Source organism: Streptomyces sp. NPDC005962 (genome assembly GCF_040629205.1).
Classification (GTDB): Bacteria; Actinomycetota; Actinomycetes; order Streptomycetales; family Streptomycetaceae; genus Streptomyces.
Genome location: NZ_JBEXVE010000029.1, coordinates 107,378 through 126,629, shown reverse-complemented (window position 1 = coordinate 126,629; position 19,252 = coordinate 107,378). Strand labels below are relative to the sequence as shown.

The 19,252-nt window shown below is 73.6% G+C and carries 10 protein-coding genes; 2 read left to right on the top strand and 8 right to left on the bottom strand.

Annotated features, from left to right (window positions below):
• Positions 1-90 precede the first annotated feature (90 nt).
• From ABZ370_RS35040 to ABZ370_RS35030, 3 genes are all read right to left on the bottom strand, one after another.
• A complete protein-coding gene (locus ABZ370_RS35040) occupies positions 91-1,458 on the bottom strand; it encodes a CAP domain-containing protein (RefSeq protein WP_358629470.1) in 1,368 nt (455 codons plus the stop codon).
• 299 nt (positions 1,459-1,757) lie between these two features.
• Positions 1,758-3,242, bottom strand: a complete 1,485-nt coding sequence (locus ABZ370_RS35035) for an NAD-dependent succinate-semialdehyde dehydrogenase (RefSeq protein ID WP_358629467.1) — start codon at positions 3,240-3,242, stop codon at positions 1,758-1,760.
• 83 nt (positions 3,243-3,325) lie between these two features.
• On the bottom strand, positions 3,326-4,588 hold the full coding sequence (locus tag ABZ370_RS35030) for an aminotransferase class III-fold pyridoxal phosphate-dependent enzyme (protein WP_358629464.1): 1,263 nt from the start codon (positions 4,586-4,588) through the stop codon (positions 3,326-3,328).
• Between the two features lie 233 nt (positions 4,589-4,821).
• Here ABZ370_RS35030 and ABZ370_RS35025 point away from each other — a divergent pair, with 233 nt between their 5' ends.
• Positions 4,822-6,453 (top strand): PucR family transcriptional regulator ligand-binding domain-containing protein, encoded by a 1,632-nt coding sequence (locus ABZ370_RS35025; RefSeq protein ID WP_358629461.1) that lies wholly within the window; start codon positions 4,822-4,824, stop codon positions 6,451-6,453.
• Between the two features lie 95 nt (positions 6,454-6,548).
• On the opposite strand, the gene ABZ370_RS35020 is transcribed toward ABZ370_RS35025, so the two are convergent.
• The 5 genes from ABZ370_RS35020 to ABZ370_RS35000 all read right to left on the bottom strand — a co-directional run bounded on the left by ABZ370_RS35020 (position 6,549) and on the right by ABZ370_RS35000 (position 16,586).
• The gene (locus ABZ370_RS35020; protein ID WP_358629458.1) at positions 6,549-7,190 is read right to left on the bottom strand and encodes a LuxR C-terminal-related transcriptional regulator; all 642 of its coding nucleotides are present in this window, start codon (positions 7,188-7,190) and stop codon (positions 6,549-6,551) included.
• A gap of 366 nt (positions 7,191-7,556) precedes the next feature.
• The gene (locus ABZ370_RS35015; RefSeq protein ID WP_358629455.1) at positions 7,557-10,367 is read right to left on the bottom strand and encodes an AAA family ATPase; all 2,811 of its coding nucleotides are present in this window, start codon (positions 10,365-10,367) and stop codon (positions 7,557-7,559) included.
• Positions 10,357-13,116 (bottom strand): LuxR family transcriptional regulator, encoded by a 2,760-nt coding sequence (locus ABZ370_RS35010; protein ID WP_358629453.1) that lies wholly within the window; start codon positions 13,114-13,116, stop codon positions 10,357-10,359. The genes ABZ370_RS35015 and ABZ370_RS35010 overlap by 11 nt, the downstream gene beginning before the upstream one ends.
• A gap of 58 nt (positions 13,117-13,174) precedes the next feature.
• Positions 13,175-16,078: an AAA family ATPase gene (locus ABZ370_RS35005; RefSeq protein WP_358629450.1), complete on the bottom strand. Its 2,904-nt coding sequence runs from the start codon at positions 16,076-16,078 to the stop codon at positions 13,175-13,177.
• A 313-nt stretch (positions 16,079-16,391) separates the two neighbouring features.
• Positions 16,392-16,586 (bottom strand): DUF5999 family protein, encoded by a 195-nt coding sequence (locus ABZ370_RS35000; RefSeq protein ID WP_358629448.1) that lies wholly within the window; start codon positions 16,584-16,586, stop codon positions 16,392-16,394.
• 264 nt (positions 16,587-16,850) lie between these two features.
• Between ABZ370_RS35000 and ABZ370_RS34995 the strand changes: the two genes are divergently transcribed.
• Positions 16,851-19,226 carry a LuxR C-terminal-related transcriptional regulator gene (locus ABZ370_RS34995; RefSeq protein ID WP_358629445.1) on the top strand — a complete coding sequence of 792 codons (2,376 nt, stop codon included), beginning with the start codon at positions 16,851-16,853 and terminating at the stop codon, positions 19,224-19,226.
• The last annotated feature ends 26 nt before the right edge of the window (positions 19,227-19,252 follow it).

The window sequence follows — 19,252 nt, the reverse complement described above, 5'->3', positions numbered from 1 at the left end:
GAGTCGACGCGGAGCGTCGGCGAGTGACGACAACGCCGCAGATGCGCGTGCCAGGGCCCGCGAGCCCGGCCCTGATCCAAACGACAGGCCCTAGCATCTCGCGCCGAAGACCTGGGTCCAGTACGTGGCGGCGCGGCTGCCCGTGGCGTAGCCGACGCCTATGTGCGTGAAGTCGGCCTTGAGGATGTTGGCGCGGTGGCCGGGGCTGTCCATCCAGCCGCGGACCACCTCCGCCGGGCCGCGCTGACCGCACGCGATGTTCTCGCCGATACCGCGGTGGGTGGCCCCGGCGGTGGCGGCCCGGTCCCAGGGCTGACGGCCCTCGGGGCTGGTGTGGTCGTAGAAGTCGCGGGCGACCATGTCGTCGCTGTGCGCCTGCGCGGCCAGCGTCAGCCGCGGGTCGGGGGCCAGCGGCGCCAGCCGGGCGGCGGCGCGCTCGGCGTTGGTCAGCGCGATCACCTCGGACGTGAGGCGGCGCAGACCGTCCGGGGTGAAGGGCCGCGCCCACACCGCCGTCCAGAACACGTCTCCGGCGCCGGACGCGCTGCCGATGCCCACATGGGTGACCGCCGGGTCCCGGAACGGGCCACCACGCTCCCCATCGGACAGGCAGTAGTCGATGAACCCGCCCGGGGTGCGCGGCCCGGAGACGAGGTGCTCGGCGACCGTGAGCGGGGCGTAGCCGTGTGCCGCGATCCGGTGGAAGAGTGACGTCCCGTCGGGGCTCTCCGCACCGAGCGCGCCGTGGGCGGCCATGGCGGCCGCATGGGCCTCGGCGGCCCGGGTGAGCCGGGGGTCGAGGGTGACGGGCGGTACGCCGTGGCGTGACCGGGCGGCGTTGACGAGCCCGAGGACCCCGTCGCCGCCGGTGGGCGGGGGCGCGACGGGGTGGCTGGCGGTGCCGGTGCCCGCGGTGCCGTCCCTCACGGTGCCGGTGCCCGCAATGCCGGTGCCCGTGGTGCCGTCGTCCGCTGTCCCGTCATCCGCGACATCGACGCCGAAGTCGCGCGCCACCCCGGCCAGCCCGTCCGCGTACCCCTGGCCGATCGCCCGCACCTTCCACCGGGTGCCGCGCCGGTAGATCTCGGCGAGCAGCAGCACCGTCTCCGCCCCGGGGCGCGGCGGGGCGAACCGGGCCGACGGAGCGCCGCCGCTTCCGGTGACGCTCATGACGGGCGCGGGCAACCGGCCGAGCGGTGTGCCGGGGTCGGCGGGGCTGACGACGACGGTGACCCGGCTGGCGCCGGAGCGCAGCTGCCCGGGCCGCACGGTGACGGTGTCCCCCTGGACCCGGACGCCGGGGGCGGTGGGCTGGTTGAAGAAGACGAAGTCGCCGTCGCCCCTGACCTTTCCGTCGTCGCCGGTGATCAGCGCGGACAGGTCGAAGGGGCCCGGGACGCGGATGGTCAGCGTGCCGTCCGGCAGTGGTTGGTTGCCGCCGGGCACCAACTCGGCCATGGGTCCCCTCCTCGCGCCGCCCCCACCAGGCCAACGGCCCGCCCCCGGCGGCGGTTCCCACGGTGCGCCGTGCCGGGCCCGCCCGCGCTCCCGTGGTGCCTCCGGCGTTCGCGGGCCGCGGGGTGGTGCCCGGGGCTTTATCCCCTACCCGCCCCTTCCCGAACCAAGGGGCTCCGCCCCCTGGACCCCCGGACGCCCTGAGGACCGGGGCGGAGCCCCCGCGCGGCGGAGCCGCAAATCGACGGGTGCCGGGAAGGGGCGGGGAGGGGAGGGGAAACCCCCGGAGGCGAGGCGTGCCGTTACGAGACGGGGGTGGCGATGTACTTGTACTCCAGGAACTCGTCGATGCCGACGCGGCCGCCCTCGCGGCCGAGGCCGGACTGTTTGACGCCGCCGAAGGGGGCGGCCGGGTTGGAGACCAGGCCGGTGTTGAGGCCGACCATGCCGACCTCCAGGCGTTCGCTCACCCGCAGCGAGCGGTTGAGGTCCCGGGTGAAGACGTAGCCCACCAGGCCCCATTCGGTGCTGTTGGCGGTGGCGACGACCTCGTCCTCGTCCTCGAAGGTGAGGACGGCGGCGACCGGGCCGAAGATCTCGGTCTCCATCAGCCTGCTGGCCGGGGACACTCCGGTGAGCACGGTCGGCGGGTAGAAGCAGCCGGGGCCGTCGGGGGTGGTGCCGCCGACCAGGACCTCGGCGCCGCGCGCTACGGCGTCGGCGACCAGTTCCTCGACCTTGCCGCGACCCGTCCGGTCGATCAGCGGGCCCACGTCGACGCCGGGGCGGTTGCCGGGGCCGACGTCGAGGGCGCCCATGCGGCGGGCGAGGCGGTCGGCGAACTCGGCGGCCACGGAGGAGTGGACGAAGAAGCGGTTGGCGGCGGTGCAGGCCTCGCCCATGTTGCGCATCTTGGCGATCATGGCGCCCTCGACCGCGACGTCGAGGTCCGCGTCGTCGAAGACGATGAAGGGCGCGTTGCCGCCGAGCTCCATGGAGGTGCGGACCACGGCGGGCGCGCACTGGCCGAGCAGGATGCGGCCGACCTGGGTGGAGCCGGTGAAGGACAGCTTGCGGATGTGGCCGCCGGTCAGCAGCGGCTCGACGACCTCTCCGGCCCGCGAGGTGGTGATGATGTTGAGCACCCCGGCGGGCAGCCCGGCCTCCTCCAGGATGCCCGCGAGGGCGAGCGAGGACAGCGGGGTCTGCGGGGCGGGCTTGAGCACCATGGTGCAGCCAGCGGCGATCGCCGGGCCGATCTTGCGGGTGCCCATGGCCAGCGGGAAGTTCCACGGGGTGACGAGCAGACAGGGGCCGACGGGGCGGCGCATGAGCAGCATGCGGTTCTTGCCGTCGGGCATGGTGGCGTATCCGCCGTCGATGCGGACGGCCTCTTCGGAGAACCAGCGGAAGAACTCGGCGGCGTACGCGGCCTCGCCGCGCGCCTCGGCCAGCGGTTTGCCCATCTCGGCCGTCATCAGGGCGGCGAGCGCGTCGGCGCGCTCCAGGATCAGTTCGTAGGCGCGGCGCAGGATCTCGCTGCGGGCGCGGGGCGCGGTGGCGGCCCATTTCTCCTGGGCGTCCAGGGCGGCGTCGAGCGCGCGCTGTCCGTCGGCGGGGCTGGCGTCGGCGACGTCGCACAGCACCTCGCCGGTGGCCGGGTCGTCGACCGGCATGGTCAGGCCACCAGCCGCGTCGGACCAGGACCCGGCGATGTACAGCTTCTTGGACACCGTCGCAAGGACGTCGCCCGCTGCGGGGAACGAGGGGGTGGGCAGGGCAGACATAGCGGCAATCTCCTTCTGTGGCCGCCGCCCGCGCGGGTGGCGGGCGGCGGCCGGGGGTCCCGAGGATGACAGGGCGAAGGGCGTCAGGAGGTGCCGGACGTACCGGCGCTCACGGCGGCGGACCAGGCGCGCAGTCCCTCGTCGATCGCCGCTTCGTCGACGACGAGCGCGGGGATCATCCGGACCACATGGTTCCAGGCGCCGCACAGGAGCAGCAGCAGTCCCTCGTCCACGGCGGCGCGCTGCACCCGGCCCGCGGTCGCCGGGTCGGGTTCGCCGTCCTCGGTGACGAACTCGCTGGCCAGCATGAGACCGAGGCCGCGGACGTCCCCGATGGCGGGGGTCTTCGCGGCGACGTCCTCCAGGCCGGAGCGCAGCCGGGCGCCCATGGCGTCGGCGTTGGCGACGAGGTTCTCGTCCCGTACGACGTCGAGGGTGGCGACGGCCGCGGCGCAGGCCACCGCGTTGGCGCCGTAGGTGCCGCCCTGGGAGCCGGGCCAGGCCTTGGCCATCAGTTCCTCGGAGGCGGCGATGCCGGACAGCGGGAAGCCGCTGGCCAGGCCCTTGGCGGTGATCAGGATGTCGGGGCGGACCCCGAAGTGGTCATGGCCCCAGAACCGCCCGGTGCGGCCGACGCCGGTCTGCACCTCGTCCAGGATGAGCAGGAAGCCATGGCGGTCGGCCCGCTCGCGCAGCCCCTGGAGGAAGCCCTCGGTGGCGGGTACGTAGCCGCCCTCGCCCAGCACCGGCTCGACGATGATCGCGGCGGTGTCGTCGGGCGAGGACATGGTCTGGAGGACGTAGTCCAGTTCCTTCAGCGCGAACCGGGTCGCGGTCTCCTCGTCCCAGCCGTACCGGTAGGCGGTGGGGAACGGGGTCACCATGACGCCGCTCATCAGGGGCGAGAAGCCGGAGCGGAAGCGGGTCCCGGAGGTGGTCATGGACGCGGCGGCGACGGTGCGGCCGTGGAAGCCGCCGTGGCAGACCAGGATGTTCGGCCGCCCGGTGGCCTGGCGGGCGAGGCGCAGCGCGGACTCGACGGCCTCGCTGCCGGAGTTGTTGAAGAACAGGCTGTCGAGGCCCTCGGGCAGCACCTCGCCGAGCTTGTCGGTCAGCCGCTGGAGCGGCTTGTGCATGACGGTCGTGTACTGGCCGTGGATGAGGGTGCCGACCTGCTCCTGCGCGGCGGCGACGACCCGCGGGTGGCAGTGTCCGGTGCTGGTGACGCCGATGCCCGCGGTGAAGTCCAGATAGCGGCGTCCGTCCTCACCGTGGAGGTAGGCCCCCTCTCCGCGGACGGCGACCACCGGAGTGGCTTGGCGGAGCTGCGGCGACAGATTGGTCATGATCTCTCCCAAACATCCGCGGGACGGCGGTGGACCGGACTGCTTCGAGACTTCTTCAGCGTGCGGGACTTCTTCGAGCCTGCGGGAGCGGACCGGGGAAAGACAATGATCATTGTGTCGCGGGCAGCTGATCGGGATGGACGTTATGTCAACCGGGACCGGGTGGACACTTTGTCAAGGAGACCCCCGGATCGTGGTTGCGCCTGGTCGGCCCGCTTGTCAGAGTGGCCCGCATGAACGGCTCCGCTCCGCTCACCCTCGGCGACGCACTGCGGCTTCCGGTGCTGGCCGCCGGGCATCCGGAAGTGGTGTCCGGTCACGATCAGCTGTCCCGTCCGGTGCGCTGGGTCCACATCACCGAGCTGCTCGACCCGGCGTCCTTCCTCAAGGGCGGGGAGCTGGTCCTGACCACCGGGATGCCGCTGCCGGAGGACCCCGCGCTGGTGCGCCGGTATGTGGAGGAGCTGGCGGACATCGGCGCCGCGGGCCTGGTCATCGAGCTGGTCCGGCGGTATCACGAGCCGCCGTCGGAGCTGGTGAGCGCCTGCCGGGCGCGGGATTTCCCGCTCGTCCTGCTGCCTGGGAACGTGAACTTCGTGGAGGTCACCCAGATCGTCCACTCGATGATCATCGGCAGCCAGATCGAGACCCTGCGCCGGGCGCAGGACGTCCATGACACCTTCACCGCGCTGACCCTGCGCGGCGCCGAGCCGGACGAGGTGGTGGGCATGGCCGCCGAGCTGAGCGGCCATCCGGTGGTACTGGAGAACCTGATCCACCGGGCCGTGATCTGCGGGGCGCCTGGCCATGGCGTCGAGGGGGTGCTGACCGGCTGGGAGCGGCGGTCCCGCGGTACGCCCCCGCCCGACCGCACCGAGCTGAGCGGCCCGGAGAACTGGCTGGTGACGGCCGTGGAGTACCGGGGCGAGCGCTGGGGGCGGCTGGTCATGCTGCCGGACGCCTCGGGCGCCCCGGCGGTGGGTCCCGAGCATGCGATGGTCCTGGAGCGTACGGCCACCGCCCTGACCATCGCCCGGCTGACCCAGCACACCCGCTGGGAGCGGCGGGCGCAGCGCACGCTGCTGCTGGATCTGGTCGAGCAGCGCTGCCGCTCGGCCGGGGAGGCGCGGGCCCGGGCCGAGGCGCTGGGCATGCGGGTCATGGGACGGCGGCTGATCGTCGTGCTCGTCACCCCCGCCCAGGGGCCCGGCGGCGAAGAGCCGGGGGAACTGGAGGACCGGCTGACGGAGGAGATGGCCGCGGCGGGCGCCGCGGTGCTGACCGGCACGGTGCCCGGCGATCATCTCGGGGTGCTGCTCGCGTTCCATCCGGCCACACCCTGGCGGCCGTTGGTGGAGCGGCTGAGCCGTTCCGTGCGGGAGTCCGATCCGGACGCGGTGGTCAGCGTGGGCTCCGAGGTATCGGACCTGTCGCAGACGGCTCGCTCCTTCCAGCAGGCGGCCCGGGTCGCGGACGCCGCCGTCCCGGGCACACCGGACAAGCCGTTCCATGAGCTGAGCGATATCGGACTACGGCAGTTGCTGTACGCGCTGCGCGGTGATGTGCGAGTGCAGGAGTACGTGGAACGGCAGCTCGGCCGACTGGTGCAGCACGATGAGCGGCATGGCACCGATCTGCTGACGACCCTGCACGCCTATCTGGACGCGGCGGGCAACAAGACGGTGGCCGCCAAGCGCGCGAACCTGTCACGGCAGGCGTTCTACCAGCGGCTGCACGCGATCGAGCGGGTGCTCGGCTGCGATCTGGAGTCGGGTGAGCAGCGCACCCAGCTGCATGTGGCGCTCACCGCGTTCAGTGTGCTGCGGCTCGCCCGCGGCTCCGGCCCCGGCCCCGGCTCAACGTGACGCCTCACGGCACCTCGCGAGGCCTCAGGGCACCTCGTGACGCCTTCTGACGCGGCGGCGTTCCGTCCGTATGCCGCCGCGTCACGGCTCGTGGGTCACTTCACGAAGTCGTCGACGACCTTCGGCGGCCAGGAGCCCACATTGAGGACGCCCACGGAATAGGCGCGGGAGACCAGGGCCGCCCGGTTGGGGACCCGCAGCTTACGGAGCAGACGCGTCACGTGGTATTCGACGCCCTGCCGGCTGAGATAGAGCCGGGAGGCGAGTGGAATGGTGGGGAGTCCGGCCGCGATGCCCTCCAGGATGCGCGCCTCGATTTCACTGAGGATCTTCTTGCGGTTGGTCACCATGTCCAGCTCCTGACCGCCGCCCACGGGCCGCAACACCACCAGGAGCGAGGCGACGTGCGAGGTGCCCTCGCGTACGGCGACCGCGGTGAGCGCGCTGGTGAAGGCGGCGCCCTGGGAGCCGACGACGACCACATGGCCGGAGAACCGGTGGCGGGTGCCGTCGACCAGCCGGGAGAGCTGGTGGTGCAGCGCCTGCTGGGCGCTGGGATGCGCCAGATCACAGAAGTCGCGGCCGCAGACGCTCACGGCGGAGTCGTCGTCGAACTGCCAGAAGAACTCATGGTTCGCCTGCCGGACCGTCAGGGACGGGTCGAGACAGACGACACATGCCCCCGGCGTGTCGAACTGGCGCAGAAGGTCCGCGTACTCGATCTGGTCAGATTCCATCTCGTGAGGAGTTGGCCGAGCCGAATCTGCTAGTGCGGAAACTGCCAAGGGACTGCCATCCCTTCCTGTTTATCAATGACCGGGAGCGAATGGCCGGGGACGAATACCGCGGCTATTCAATTCGAATGCTTTTTAATGAGACTAGGGAGATCATGACGCGTGAGTCAACGTCAGCAGGGGGCGCGTCGCCCAATCCTGTGGTACCGCTTCTCCGAGGTTCGGTCCGCACCACAGGGCTTCGGTGGTCGGTTCGGTCACCTCGCCGACCTGCGAAATTGCCCGGATCGAACGTCTCGCCCCCGATGCCCGGCCATGCCGGGAAGCCCGGCCGACGAAGCCGGTTGGACACCCGGTGAATTAGCGTCGTTAACGCAGGATTTCCGAATCCAGGCGGGGCAGGATCTCCATCAGCTGGCGGCGGCCGGAGATGCCCAGCTTGCGGTAGGCATGGGTGAGGTGCTTCTCGACCGCGCGGGAGGTGACGCCGAGCCGCCCGGCGATCTCCTGGTTGGTGAGGCCGTCCCCGGCCAGGGAGACCACCGTACGTTCGGTACGGGTCAGCGCGGCCTCCGGCCGGGGTGCCGCCGTACCGCCCCCCTGCTCGACCCGCTCGATCAGCCAGGGCACGCCGCAGACCGCGGCGAGGGCTCCGGCCTCCCGCAGCAGGGCCGCCGCCTCCGGGCCGCCTTCCAGCCGCCGGGCCAGCAGGGCGAGCGAGCGGGCGAGTTCGAGTTCGTTGGCGGAGGCGCGCAGCACGTCGGCCGATTCGCGCAGCAGTTTCGTGCCATGGGCGCCGTCGTGCAGCCGGCCCTTGAGCCGCAGGGCGCGGCCCAGCGCGACGGGGGCGCCCCAGGCCTCGGCCCGGGCGTGCTCCTCCTCGGCGAGCGCCAGGGCCGCGCGGGAGTCTCCGATGCGGTGCTGGAGGGTGGCCGCCCAGGGCCGCCACCGGAAGAGGACGGGATTGCGCCACCCCGCCGCGTCCAGCTGCCTGCCGCAGCCCAGCAACGTGTCCAGCGCGCTGGTCCAGCGGCCGTGCCGGGCGTCCTGGGACGCCTTGAGGAGCTGGAGCGAGGCGGTGAGCGCCATGTTGGCCGACCGGCGCCGCCCGGCCTCGTCCAGCACCCCCTCGACCAGCTCGGCGTCGTCGAGCTCCAAGGCGACGTAGGTGAGGGCGACGGTGGCGAGAGTCCCGGCCTCCGGCCAGTGCGCACCGGCCAGCCGCATCGCGCGCTCGGCGGGCTCCCGGGCCCGGGCCACCCGGCCGCGCGCCACCAGCATCATCGCCTGCTCGGCGTGGACGAGCGCGTCGACGGCCGTGACGTCCTGCCTCGGGGAGTGCCGCTCGGCCGCTGGCCAGGAGCTGATGCCCCGTACCGAGTCGGCGGCGACCAGCGCGACCGCCACCAGCGGCAGATGCGAATGGGCCCCGTCCGCGCCGGCCGGTTCCCGCTCCAGGACACGGCCCGCGAGCCGGGCGACCTCGGCCGCCGGCTGCCGGATCGTGAGCATCGCGGCGTTGAACAGGACGGCGGTCAGCTCGCGTTCGGCGGCCGAGTCGAGCGGCGGCTCCTCGCCCAGCGCCGACAGCCGCTCCACGGCCGTGGCCAGCGCCGCCGGGTCCTCGTGCCCGGCGTGCCGCAGCCGCGCCTCCAGCCGCAGCGCCACGTCGCGCGCCGAGCCGTCGAGGGCGGACGCCGGGCCCAGGTCATCGGCGACCTGCTGGAACAGGTCGATGACCGTCGGCGGCACCGCGCCCACGATGGCCGGGGACATCCGCAGGGCGGCGGCGGCCCGGTGCCGTGGCGTGGTCAGCAGGGGTATCGCCTGGGAGATGTGACGTTCGCAGGCGGCCGGGTCGAATTCGCGCTCCGCGGTAGCCAGATCGATCAGCAGCCGTCCGCGGCTCTCGCCGGACAACGCGCCGTCCAGCAGCGCGCGCCGCAGATAGCGGGTGGCGATGTCCGGAGCGCCCCGCCGCAGCGCGGTGTCGGCCGCGGCCCGCAGCACCTCGATCGACCAGGGGTGCTGTGAGGCGGTGACGGCCATCAGCTGGGCGGCGACCAGTTCGGCGGAGGAGCCTTCGCTGTACAGCAGGGCCGCGGCGGCGTCGTGCAGTCGCTCGCGCTCGGCGACGGTCATCGAGGACTCGACGGCGTCCTGTACGACGCGGTGGAGGAAGCGCGGCTCCTGCTCGGCTGCCAGCAGGCCGAGTTGGCCGAGGGTGCGCAGCGCGGCGGCGAGGCCGATCGGGTCGAGGCCCGCCAGCCGGGCCATCAGTTCGGGTTCGCCCTGGTCGCCGAGGACGGCGATCGCGGCGGCCAGGTCCCGTACCGACCGCGGCTGGGTGCGCATGCAGTTGGCCAGCCATTCGCGGAGCTGGGCGGGGCGCTGCCGGCGGGCCGTCTCGACGTGCCCGGCGGTGGGGCTGTGGCCGGCTGCGGCGAGGGTCACCAGGACCGATCTGAGAAAGAGGGGGTTGCCCGCGGAGATCTCGTGGCAGGCGCGGGCGAATTCCTCGTCGCCCGGCTCCCCGAACTGGTCGAGAACCATCTCCCTGGTGGCTTCGACGGACAGCGGCGCGGGGCGCAGCACCCGCTGTGCGCAGTCGGTGATCTCGCGCAGCGTCAGCTCCCGGGCCCGCGGATCGCCGTCGCGCAGGGCGCAGACGAGTACGGCGCGCATCCCGTGCAGCCGCTTGCTCAGGTGGGCGAGCCAGCGCAGCGAGGGGGCGTCCACCCACTGGAGGTCGTCCACCAGGATCAGCAGCGGGTGGTCGGCGCCGACGTCGGCCAGCAGGGCGCGCAGTCCGTTCAGGACCGTCTCGGACAGGTCGACGGAGCGGCATTCGCCCAGTGGCAGGGCGTCGTCGGCGAGGATCATGCGGGCGAAGTCGCCGTGCTCGCGCAGCCAGCGTTCGCACGCCTCGGGCGGGGCGCCGGTCAGCAGGCTGTCGAAGAGCTGACGGACCACGCCGAAGGCGAAGTCCTGCTCCATCGGGGCGGCGTTGGCACGCAGGACGCGGACGTCCTCCCCCGACAGCAGGGCCAGCCGCTGCAGCAGCGCGGTCCGGCCGATGCCGAGCGGGCCGGTGAGCAGCAGCAGCGACGAGGTGCCCGCGCATGCGGCGCTCAGGGCCTCCCTGATCTGTGCCACCTCGGTGTCCCGCTCAAGCAACATCCGTACCGTATCCCTCCGTCGCCCGCACGAGCGCGTGGAGTTCCGCGCGCCCCCCGATCCGCAGCTTCCGGTACGCGACGCTGAGCCGCAGCTCCACCGTGCGCCGGGTCACCGACAGCATTTCGGCGATCTCCCGGTTGCCGTGGCCGAGTCCGGCGAGGGTGGCGGTGCGCCGCTCGGGTTCGGTCAGCGTCGCCCAGCCGGGGTACGGGCCGGTCCCGGGCGCGGTGGGCTGTCCCAGCCGTTCGGCGAGCGCGCGCACCTGCGCGGCGAGCCGGCTGGCGGGCCGGTGGGTGGTGGTGAACGTGAACAGCTCGGCCACCAGGGGGACGGCGGCCTGCCGGTCCCCCGCGTCCAGCTCGGCGCCGGCCAGTTCGATCAGCGCACCGGCGTAGGCGAGCCGGGCGGCGGCGGGGCGCAGGGTCCCCAAGGCCTCGCGGAGCTGGTGGGCGCGGCCCTCGCGGGCCACCCGTCCGGCGCCCAGCTGGGCCCAGCCGAGAGTGCTGGCCGTGCCCCACCGCCGGGCCAGTGCGATCTCCTCCTGGCTCAGCCGCTGTGCCTCCTCGTGGTCGCCGAGCGCGTGGCACACCCCGGCGGCCCTCGAACGCCAGGGCATCAGGGCGGGGTTGCCGCGGCCGCGGCGCAGCAGCCGCCGTCCGCAGTCGCGGAACAGCTCCAGCGACTCGGCGAGCCTCCTGCCGTCCCCGGAGGCCACCAGCGCCCTGGCGAACAGCAGATAGGCGTAGGACGTGCCGTCCTGCGCCTGGGCCGGGACGGGCGTGGCGGCCAGCTCCCCGGCCCGCTCCACGCGGCCGCTCTCCAGGGCGACGATGATCCGCAGCGCCGTCAGATAGGGAAGGTGGTGCGGATGCCAGTGGGCCTGCGGCAGGGCGCGTCCGGCGGCGGCGATGTCCCGTTCGGCCGCGTCGACCCGGCCCCGCCGCAGGTTCAGTTCGCCCCGGACGGCCAGCACGAGCCCGGCGGCGGCCCGGGCGTTGCGCCGACGTAAGTCGAGATGGAGGGCGTCCAGCCGCACCTCGGCCTCGTCCAGGTCGTCGGTGAGCAGCAGAACCCGCCCGGCGACCAGCCGGGGCAGGATCAGCGCGTCGGCGCCGGGTTCGCCGGTGAAGACGTGCCGGGCCAGTGCCCGGGCGGTGGGCAGGTCCTCGCCCCGCAGGGAGAGCTGCCGGGCGCGGGCGGCGGCCTGCGCCGGATCGGTGGGGCGGGCGGGCAGCGGGGGGATCTCGGGCAGCAGCGGGTCGGCGTCGTCCTCGGGACCGGGCTCGGCGAGCCGGAGCAGCCCGGCCAGGGCCTCCCGTTCGCCGTCCCGGGCCACGGGCAGCGCGCTCGCCACGGCGGACCGCAGGCTCTCCACGCCGCCGCGGGTGAGGCCGAGGTCGGCGGCGCGCACCCGGGCCCCGTCGGGTGCCCCGGTGCCGGTCCGGACGATCTCCGTCAGCCGCCGGTCGCTCGCCTCGGGCGCGCCGAGCACCTCGATGGCGGCCAGTTCCAGGCCCAGTTGGGCGCGCCCGCCAGGGTCCAGGGGTTCGTCCAGGGCGCGGGACAGGCAGGCGATGGCGAGGGCGGGGTGACCGGCCCGCAGCGCGGCGGTGGCGGTGCGGCGCAGCACATGGACGGCCCAGGGTTCGCCGAGCGGGCGGGCGGCGAGCAGCAGCCGGGCGATGTCCTCGTCGGGTACGGCGGCCCGGTGGGCGAGTTCGGCGGCCCGCGCGTAGAGGTCGATCCGCTCGTCGGCGGTCATGTCCTCCAGAATCCAGTTCCGTGCCTCGGGGCAGCACAGCCGCAGCCCGGTGCCGGAGGCGGTGGCCAGGCCGCTGGCCTCCAGCGCCACGCCCAGTCCGGGTTCGCTCGCCGCGCGGGGTCCGGCGAGTGCGTACAGCAGGGGCAGGTCGAGGAGTTCGCCGCAGACGGCCAGGGCGCGGACGACGGTGACGGCGGTGTCGGAGAGCCCGCCGAGCGCGCGGGCGACGTAGTCGCCGCAGACGGCCTCGACCATCGCGCGCAGCTCCGGCGCCTGTTCGGCGACCGGCTGGTGACCGCGTCCGGTGAAGTCGGCCAGCGCCTCGTGCAGCACCATGGGGTTGCCCGCGCTCACCTCCCACGCCGCCTCGGTGAACGCTTCGTCGGCGGGCCGTCCGCAGACCGCGTCGATCATGGTGGCGACGTCCCCCACGGTGTACGCGGACAGCGCGAGCTGCCGGGTGGAGACCGGGCCTGGGTAGGGGGAAGCGCCGCACCAGCCGGGGTGGCTGACGCCTCTGCTGCTCGCCAGCAGGGCGACCTGCTTTCCCGACAGCCGCCGCACCAGGGCGTCGAACCAGCGCCGTGAGGCCGGGTCCAGCCAGTCCACCTCGTGGACGACGAGCAGCGTCGGCCGGTCGCGGGCGCTGCGCAGCAGTTCGGCCAGACCGGGCAGTCCGCTGTCCGGGCCGGGTTCGGCCAGGGCCGCGAGCGAGCGGTCGCTGAGCCCGTCCAGCGGTGTCAGCAGTTGCTGCACCACGCCGTAGCGCAGTGTGCTCTCGCCCTGCGTGGCCTGGGCGGTCAGGGTGCGCAGCCCGCGTTCCTCCGCGAGCCGGGCCGCCCAGCGCAGCAGGGGGCCGCGGCCGAAGCCGGGCCTGCCGGACAGGGTGAGGACCGATGGGCGGCCTGCCGCCAGGTCGGTGACGACCGAGTCCAGCACCGCCTGCTCTCGTTCCCGTCCCGGGAACGGTAGCCCGTTGAGCTGCATGGAACGACTATATGTCGAGCACATATTCGGAGTACGCAGAAGCGCCGTGACGTCGCACTCAGCGGTGGCCACGTGCCGCGGACACCCACGCCGGAGCCTGCGGATGCGGGACGCTCGGAGTGCGCAGCACCGAGGCCAGATCGGCCCGCTGGGCCAGCCCCAGTTTCCGGTAGACGCTGGTGAGATGCGTCTCGACGGTGCGCACCGTGACGAAGAGCGATTCGGCGATCTCCCGGTTGCCTCCTCCGGCCGCGGCGAGGGTGGCGACCTTGCGCTCGGTGCCGGTGAGCAGGTCCACCGGGGAGGCGGTGATCTCGCGCATCCGGCCGCCCGCGGCCACCAGCCGCCGCCGGGCGGCCTTGGCGAGCGCCAGCGCGCCGCAGCTCTGGGCGAGGTCGGCGGAGGTCCGCAGATGCTCGCGGGCGCCGCGGGAGTCCCCGGCGTCCAGCAGGGCGGCGCCGAGCATGAATTCGGCGCGGGCGTGCTCGGCGCGGGCGGGTGAGGCGGACAGCCGCGCGACGGATTCGGTGAGCAGGGCGATGCCGGTTTCGCCGCGGGTGGTCATGCCGCGGGCGAGCGCGGCGAGTCCGAGGGCGCGCGGAGTGCCCCAGCGGCGGGCGAGTTCGGCGCCGTGGTCGACGACGTCCCGGGCCTCGTCGGCGCGTTTCTCGGCGGCGTAGACCCAGGCCGCCTCGGCCCACCAGGGGATGAAACACGGGTTGGCGAATCCGGTCTCCTCCAGGGAGGAGCCGCAGTCGAGCAGCAGCCGCAGCGCGGTCCGGCCGTCGCCCAGCGCCCAGCGGGCCCGGGCGCGGGCCATCAGATACCAGTGGTACTCCATGACGAACCCGTCCAGGTTCGGCCGGGTGACCTGGCCGAGCAGCTCCTCGGCCCGCTCCGGTTCGCCGCGGTCGACCAGGACGGTCGCCAGGGCGATGTGGGGCATCGTCATATGGCTGCCCCACCGCTCGTGGCCGACGATCTCGACGGCGGTCTGGGCGTCGGCCAGCGCGTCCGGTATCGCGCCGAGGCCGTGCAGGATCAGGGCCCGGGTGGAGAGGGTGAGGACGTACGACCACACCGCGGCGTTCTCCTGGCCGTAACGCAGCGAGCGGTCCATCGCCTCCAGCGCGTCGCCGACCTCGTCGGCCAGGCCCAGGGTGAACGCGGAGAAGAGCAGCGACCAGTTGCCGAACGCCACCCCCGGGGAGCGCAGGGCGCGGCGGGCCTGGCGCACCGTACGCTCCGCCGAGGTGCCCTCCATGGCGCTGAGCACGGTCATCATGGCCAGCAGCTGCCGCTGTGCGGGGGTGTCCCCGGCCGGTTCGGCCAGTCCCGCGAACCGCTCCCGGACCGTGGTGATGGTCGCCTTCTCATCGGAGCCGCTGATCAGCAGCGCTGACCGGACGAGGGTGAGCAGTTCCTGGTCGCGGGGTTCGGGGTCGGGCCCCAACTCGGCCTCCAGCGCGTCCAGCACGGCGCCGAGCGTCCGTACGGCGGCCGGTGACTGCTGCACCGTCAGGGAGGTCATCCCCAGCTGGACGGCGATGGGCGCCTTGGCCCGTACGTCGGGGGTGAGTTCGAGGGCGTCCTTCAGGAGCCCGATCGCCTCCACCGGGCGGGTCTCGGCGAGCGCCCCGGCCAGCCGGACACGGGCGGACACGCTGCCGGGCTCGGCCTCCAGGACCCGGCGCAGATAGCGGGCGGCGGCCTCGGGCGCACCGCGGGTCGTGGCCTGGGCGGCGGCCTCCCGCAGCACCCCGCGCATCCACGGCTGAGGGCTTGCGGGCACCAGCAGCACCTGGCCCGCAACCTCTTCGGCGGGACGGCCGATATCGCTGAGCAGTTGGGCGGCCCGCGCGCGGAGACCGGCCAGCGTGTCGGCCCCGGCGGCGTCGAGCACGGCCGAGCGCACCACGTCGTGGGTGAGGTCGGGGCGGTCCGGCGCCACCACCTCGGCGCCGCGCAGCACCGTCACGGCCGCCTCGACGCGGGCGGCGGGCACGGCGGCGAGGGCGCCGACATGCTCCGGGTCCACTTCGCCGAGCACGGCGATCGCGGTGGCCACGTCCCGGACCCAGCCGGGCTGACGCGCCAGCAGGGCGTGCACCGACTGGGCGACCACGTACTGGCCGACCTCGGCGATCTCGCGGACCCCGGTGTCGTCCGGCCGCACCCCCTTGTCCCGCAGTTCGTGCAGCAGCCGGGTGACGGTGAGGGGGTTGCCCCCGCAGACGGCGGCTGCGCGCTCGACGAAGGACGGCGCGACCGGGACCGGGAAGACCTCCTCGGCCATCTCGGCCACGTCGGCGTCGGTCAGCGGGCCGAGCCGGATCGCCGAGGAGCGGGGCTGGGCGACGATGTCGGCCAGCGCGGCGGGCGCGGCGGGCTCCGCCTCGGTGCGCTGGACGAGCACCACGAGCAGCGGCAGGTGGTCGGCGCGGCGCAGCAGGAAGTCGATCCAGCGCAGCGAGCGTTCGTCGCACCAGTGCGCGTCGTCGAGGACGAGCACGAGCGGGCCCTGTGACATGAGGTTCACCGCGAGCCAGTAGAGCCCGTGGAGCACCGGGTAGGCGGTCGCGGGTGAGGGCGGTTCCTCGTGACCGGGGCACGGGGCGAGCGCGGGCAGGGCGCGCCGGGCGCTGCCCTGGAGCAGCGGGGAGTCGCTCGCGTCGTCGGCGGTCAGCCCGAGCGGGCCGAAGAGGGCGCGTACGCCGCCGTAACCGGAACCGGCCACGACCTCGCCGCAGGTGCCGTGCAGAACGGTCATCTTCCGGCAGGTGTCACTGTCGAGGAAGGCGCGCAGCAGACTGGTCTTGCCGATCCCGGCGGGTCCGGAGAGCACCACCAGACCCGATCGCCCGGCGGAGGCGGCCTCCGCGTGACTCGTCAGCACGGTCAGCTCGGCGGCGCGGCCGACCAGCATGCTGGGTAAACCGGAGTCGTTGATCCGGTCCAGCACAGCGGTCCCCCTCGCACCCCCGATGGTGTTGAAATCCGCGCGCACATAAGCTACTCGGCGCGATCATCAGGTTACACGAACAGCATCACGACGATCAACGTCGATCGCAGACGATCACATCGGCCTGCATCGGCCCGCAGGGGGCCGCATCCGCTCGCAGGGGCACCGCATCGGCTCATACGGTCCCGCGAGAAGGGCCCGGGAGGCGGAAGGCGTGGTGAGGGCGTTCACCGTTCCGTTCCCCGGGCCGTTTCATATCACTTGTGTGGGTACGAGGCGTCGAGTTGTCTATCGCGTCTCCCTTCGCCGGACTTCATCCCGCCTGGTCGGGGCAGGTACGGGGCGCCGGGATGACGCGTCCGTCGGGAAGCAGTTCACCCGTGTCCGCGAAGATCACCACTCCATTGCAGAGCAGGCTCCACCCCTGCTCGGGGTGGGAGGCCACCAGACGCGCCGAATCGTGATCGGGCGCGTCGGCGGTGGGACAAGGGGGCTGATGCAAGCACATGGCTGACCTTCGATCTTCCGCCGACGGTCGGCGGAACTCTTCACGAGTGCGGCCAGCATGGGACGGCGGGCCCGCCCGCGACGAGGGGAGATCTCCCCGGATGGCTACCTGACCCTCGGCCCGGTCACGCCGGGCGACCACCGCCCACCCTGAGTGGCACCCGCGAGCGGGCTGCGAGGCCCGCCCCCCGGGCATAGCCTGGACAGTGACTGTTCGGGCCGAGCGGGGCACTCCCGTTCGCCCGAGGCCGGTGCGAGGCATCACATGGGTGCGGTGGCGACGGGCACCCCGACCGGGCGGCAGACAGGCTGGCTGCCGGCCGAGGTGACGACTTTCGTGGGGCGTCGGCACGAGGCGGCCGAGGCCCGGCGCATGCTGTCCGCGTCCCGGCTGGTGACCCTCACCGGAGTGGGCGGGGTCGGCAAGACCCGACTGGCGCTGCGGGTCGCCGAGGAGGCGCGCCGAGCGTTCTCCGACGGGGTCTGGCTGGTCGAACTGGCCGCCCTGGAGACCCCGGATCTGCTCGCCCGGAGCGTGGCCGAGGCCCTGGAGGTCCGGGACCAGTCCGCCCGGCCGCCGCTGGACGTCCTCGTCGACCATCTGCGCGACCGGCAGACCCTGATCGTCCTGGACAACTGCGAGCATCTGATCCACGGCTGCGCGCTGCTCGCCGACCGGCTGCTGCGGGCCGCTCCCCGGCTGCGCATCCTGGCCACCAGCCGGCAGGCGCTGGGCACCGCCGGTGAGCAGACCCTCGCCGTTCCGGCGCTGCCGCTGCCCGACGTCACCGGGCCGCGGCTGTCCACCGCGGCGCTCGCGCAGTGCGACGGGGTGCGGCTGTTCGTCGAACGGGCCGGGGCGATCCTGCCGGGCTTCGCCGTCACCGAGACCAACCGGGACGCCGTGGAACGGGTGTGCCGACGGCTGGACGGCATACCGCTCGGGATCGAGCTGGCGGCCGTACGGCTGCGCGCCCTCTCCGTCCAGCAGCTGCTGGACCGCCTGGAGGACCGCTTCCGGCTGCTGACCACCGGCTCCCGGTCGGTGCTGCCCCGCCACCAGACGCTGCGGGCGCTGATCGACTGGAGCCACGACCTGTGCACCGAGCAGGAGCGGCTGCTGTGGGCCCGGGTCTCGGTGTTCGCCGGAAGCCTGGACCTGGAGGCCGCCGAGGCGGTCTGCTCGGGCGACGGCATCGCCCGCGAGGACGTCCTGGACCTGGTGACCGAGCTGGTGGACAAGTCGGTGCTGCTCCGGGAGGAGCACGACGCCACGGTGCGCTACCGGATGCTGGACACGCTGCGCCAGTACGGCCGGGAACGGCTCGCCGCCTCCGGGGAGGAGACCGGTCGGCTGCGGCTCCACCGCGACTACTACCGGCAGCTGGCGGCCGACGCGCGCGCCGCGCTGTTCGGCCCGGCCCAGGTGCAGTGGTTCACCCGGCTCCAGCTGGAACACGCCAATCTGCGCAGCGCCCTGGAGGCCGCCTTCGCCGAGCCGGAGGAGACCGCCTGCGGCCTGGGGACCGCCGCCGACCTGCTGTACCACTGGATCACCAGCTACTACCTCGGCGAGGGGCGGCGCTGGCTGGACGAGGGGCTGGCCGCCTGCCCGGAGCCGACCGAGGTGCGGGCGCGGGCGCTGTGGACCAACAGCTGGCTGGCCATCATCCAGTCCGACACCAAGGCGGCCGCGGCCATGCTGGCGGAGAGCCGGGCCATCGGCGAACGGCTCGGGCTGGACCCGGTCCTGGCGTACACGGCGCTCTACTCCGGCATGGTCGCCATGTACCGGGGCGACGCGCCGTCCGCGATCGCGCTCTACGAGGAGGCGGTGGCCCGCCACCGGGCGACCGGCGATCCGGTCGGGCTCGCGCTGGCCCTCATCCGGCTCTCCCTGGCCCACTCCTTCATCGGCGACTCGCCGCGCGCCATCGCGCTGGGCGAGGAGTCCCTCGCGGTGTGCGACGCCTACGGCGAGGGCTGGCACCGGGCGTACACGATGATGGCGCTGGGCGTCGAGGTGTGGCGCCGGGGCGACACCGCCCGCGCGGCCGCCCTGGAGAAGGACAGCCTGACCTTCAACCGTTCGCTCGACGATCCGCTGGGCGTGGGGGTCAACCTGGAGGTGCTGGCCTGGATCGCCGCCACCGACCGGGACCACCGGCGGTCGGCGCGGCTGCTGGGCATCGTGCGGACCGTCTGGCAGTCGGTCGGCGCCCCGCTCTCCGGCTACGGGCACCTGGTCCACTACCACGACGAGTGCGAGGCGGACGTGGCCCGGGCGCTGGGCGGACCGGCGTACAACGCGGCCGTCAGGCAGGGTGCCCGGCTCCCGTACGACCAGGCGCTGGTCTACGCGCTGGAGGACGAACTGCCCACCGGGGAGGCGGCGGTACCCGAGCGGCCGTCACCGCTGACACCCCGGGAGACCGAGATCGCCCAGCTGGTCGCGCAGGGGCTCAGCAACAAGGACATCGCCGCGGCGCTGGTGATAGCACAGCGGACCGCCGAGGGCCATATTGAGCACATTCTGAGCAAACTTGGTTTCAGCTCGCGTGCTCAGGTAGCTGTGTGGGTAGCGCATCAGGACCGAGCCGCCCTCACCGACGGCGAGCGTCCGCCGGACGACCCCGCCTGACGCTCCGACCGCCACCACCACTCCGG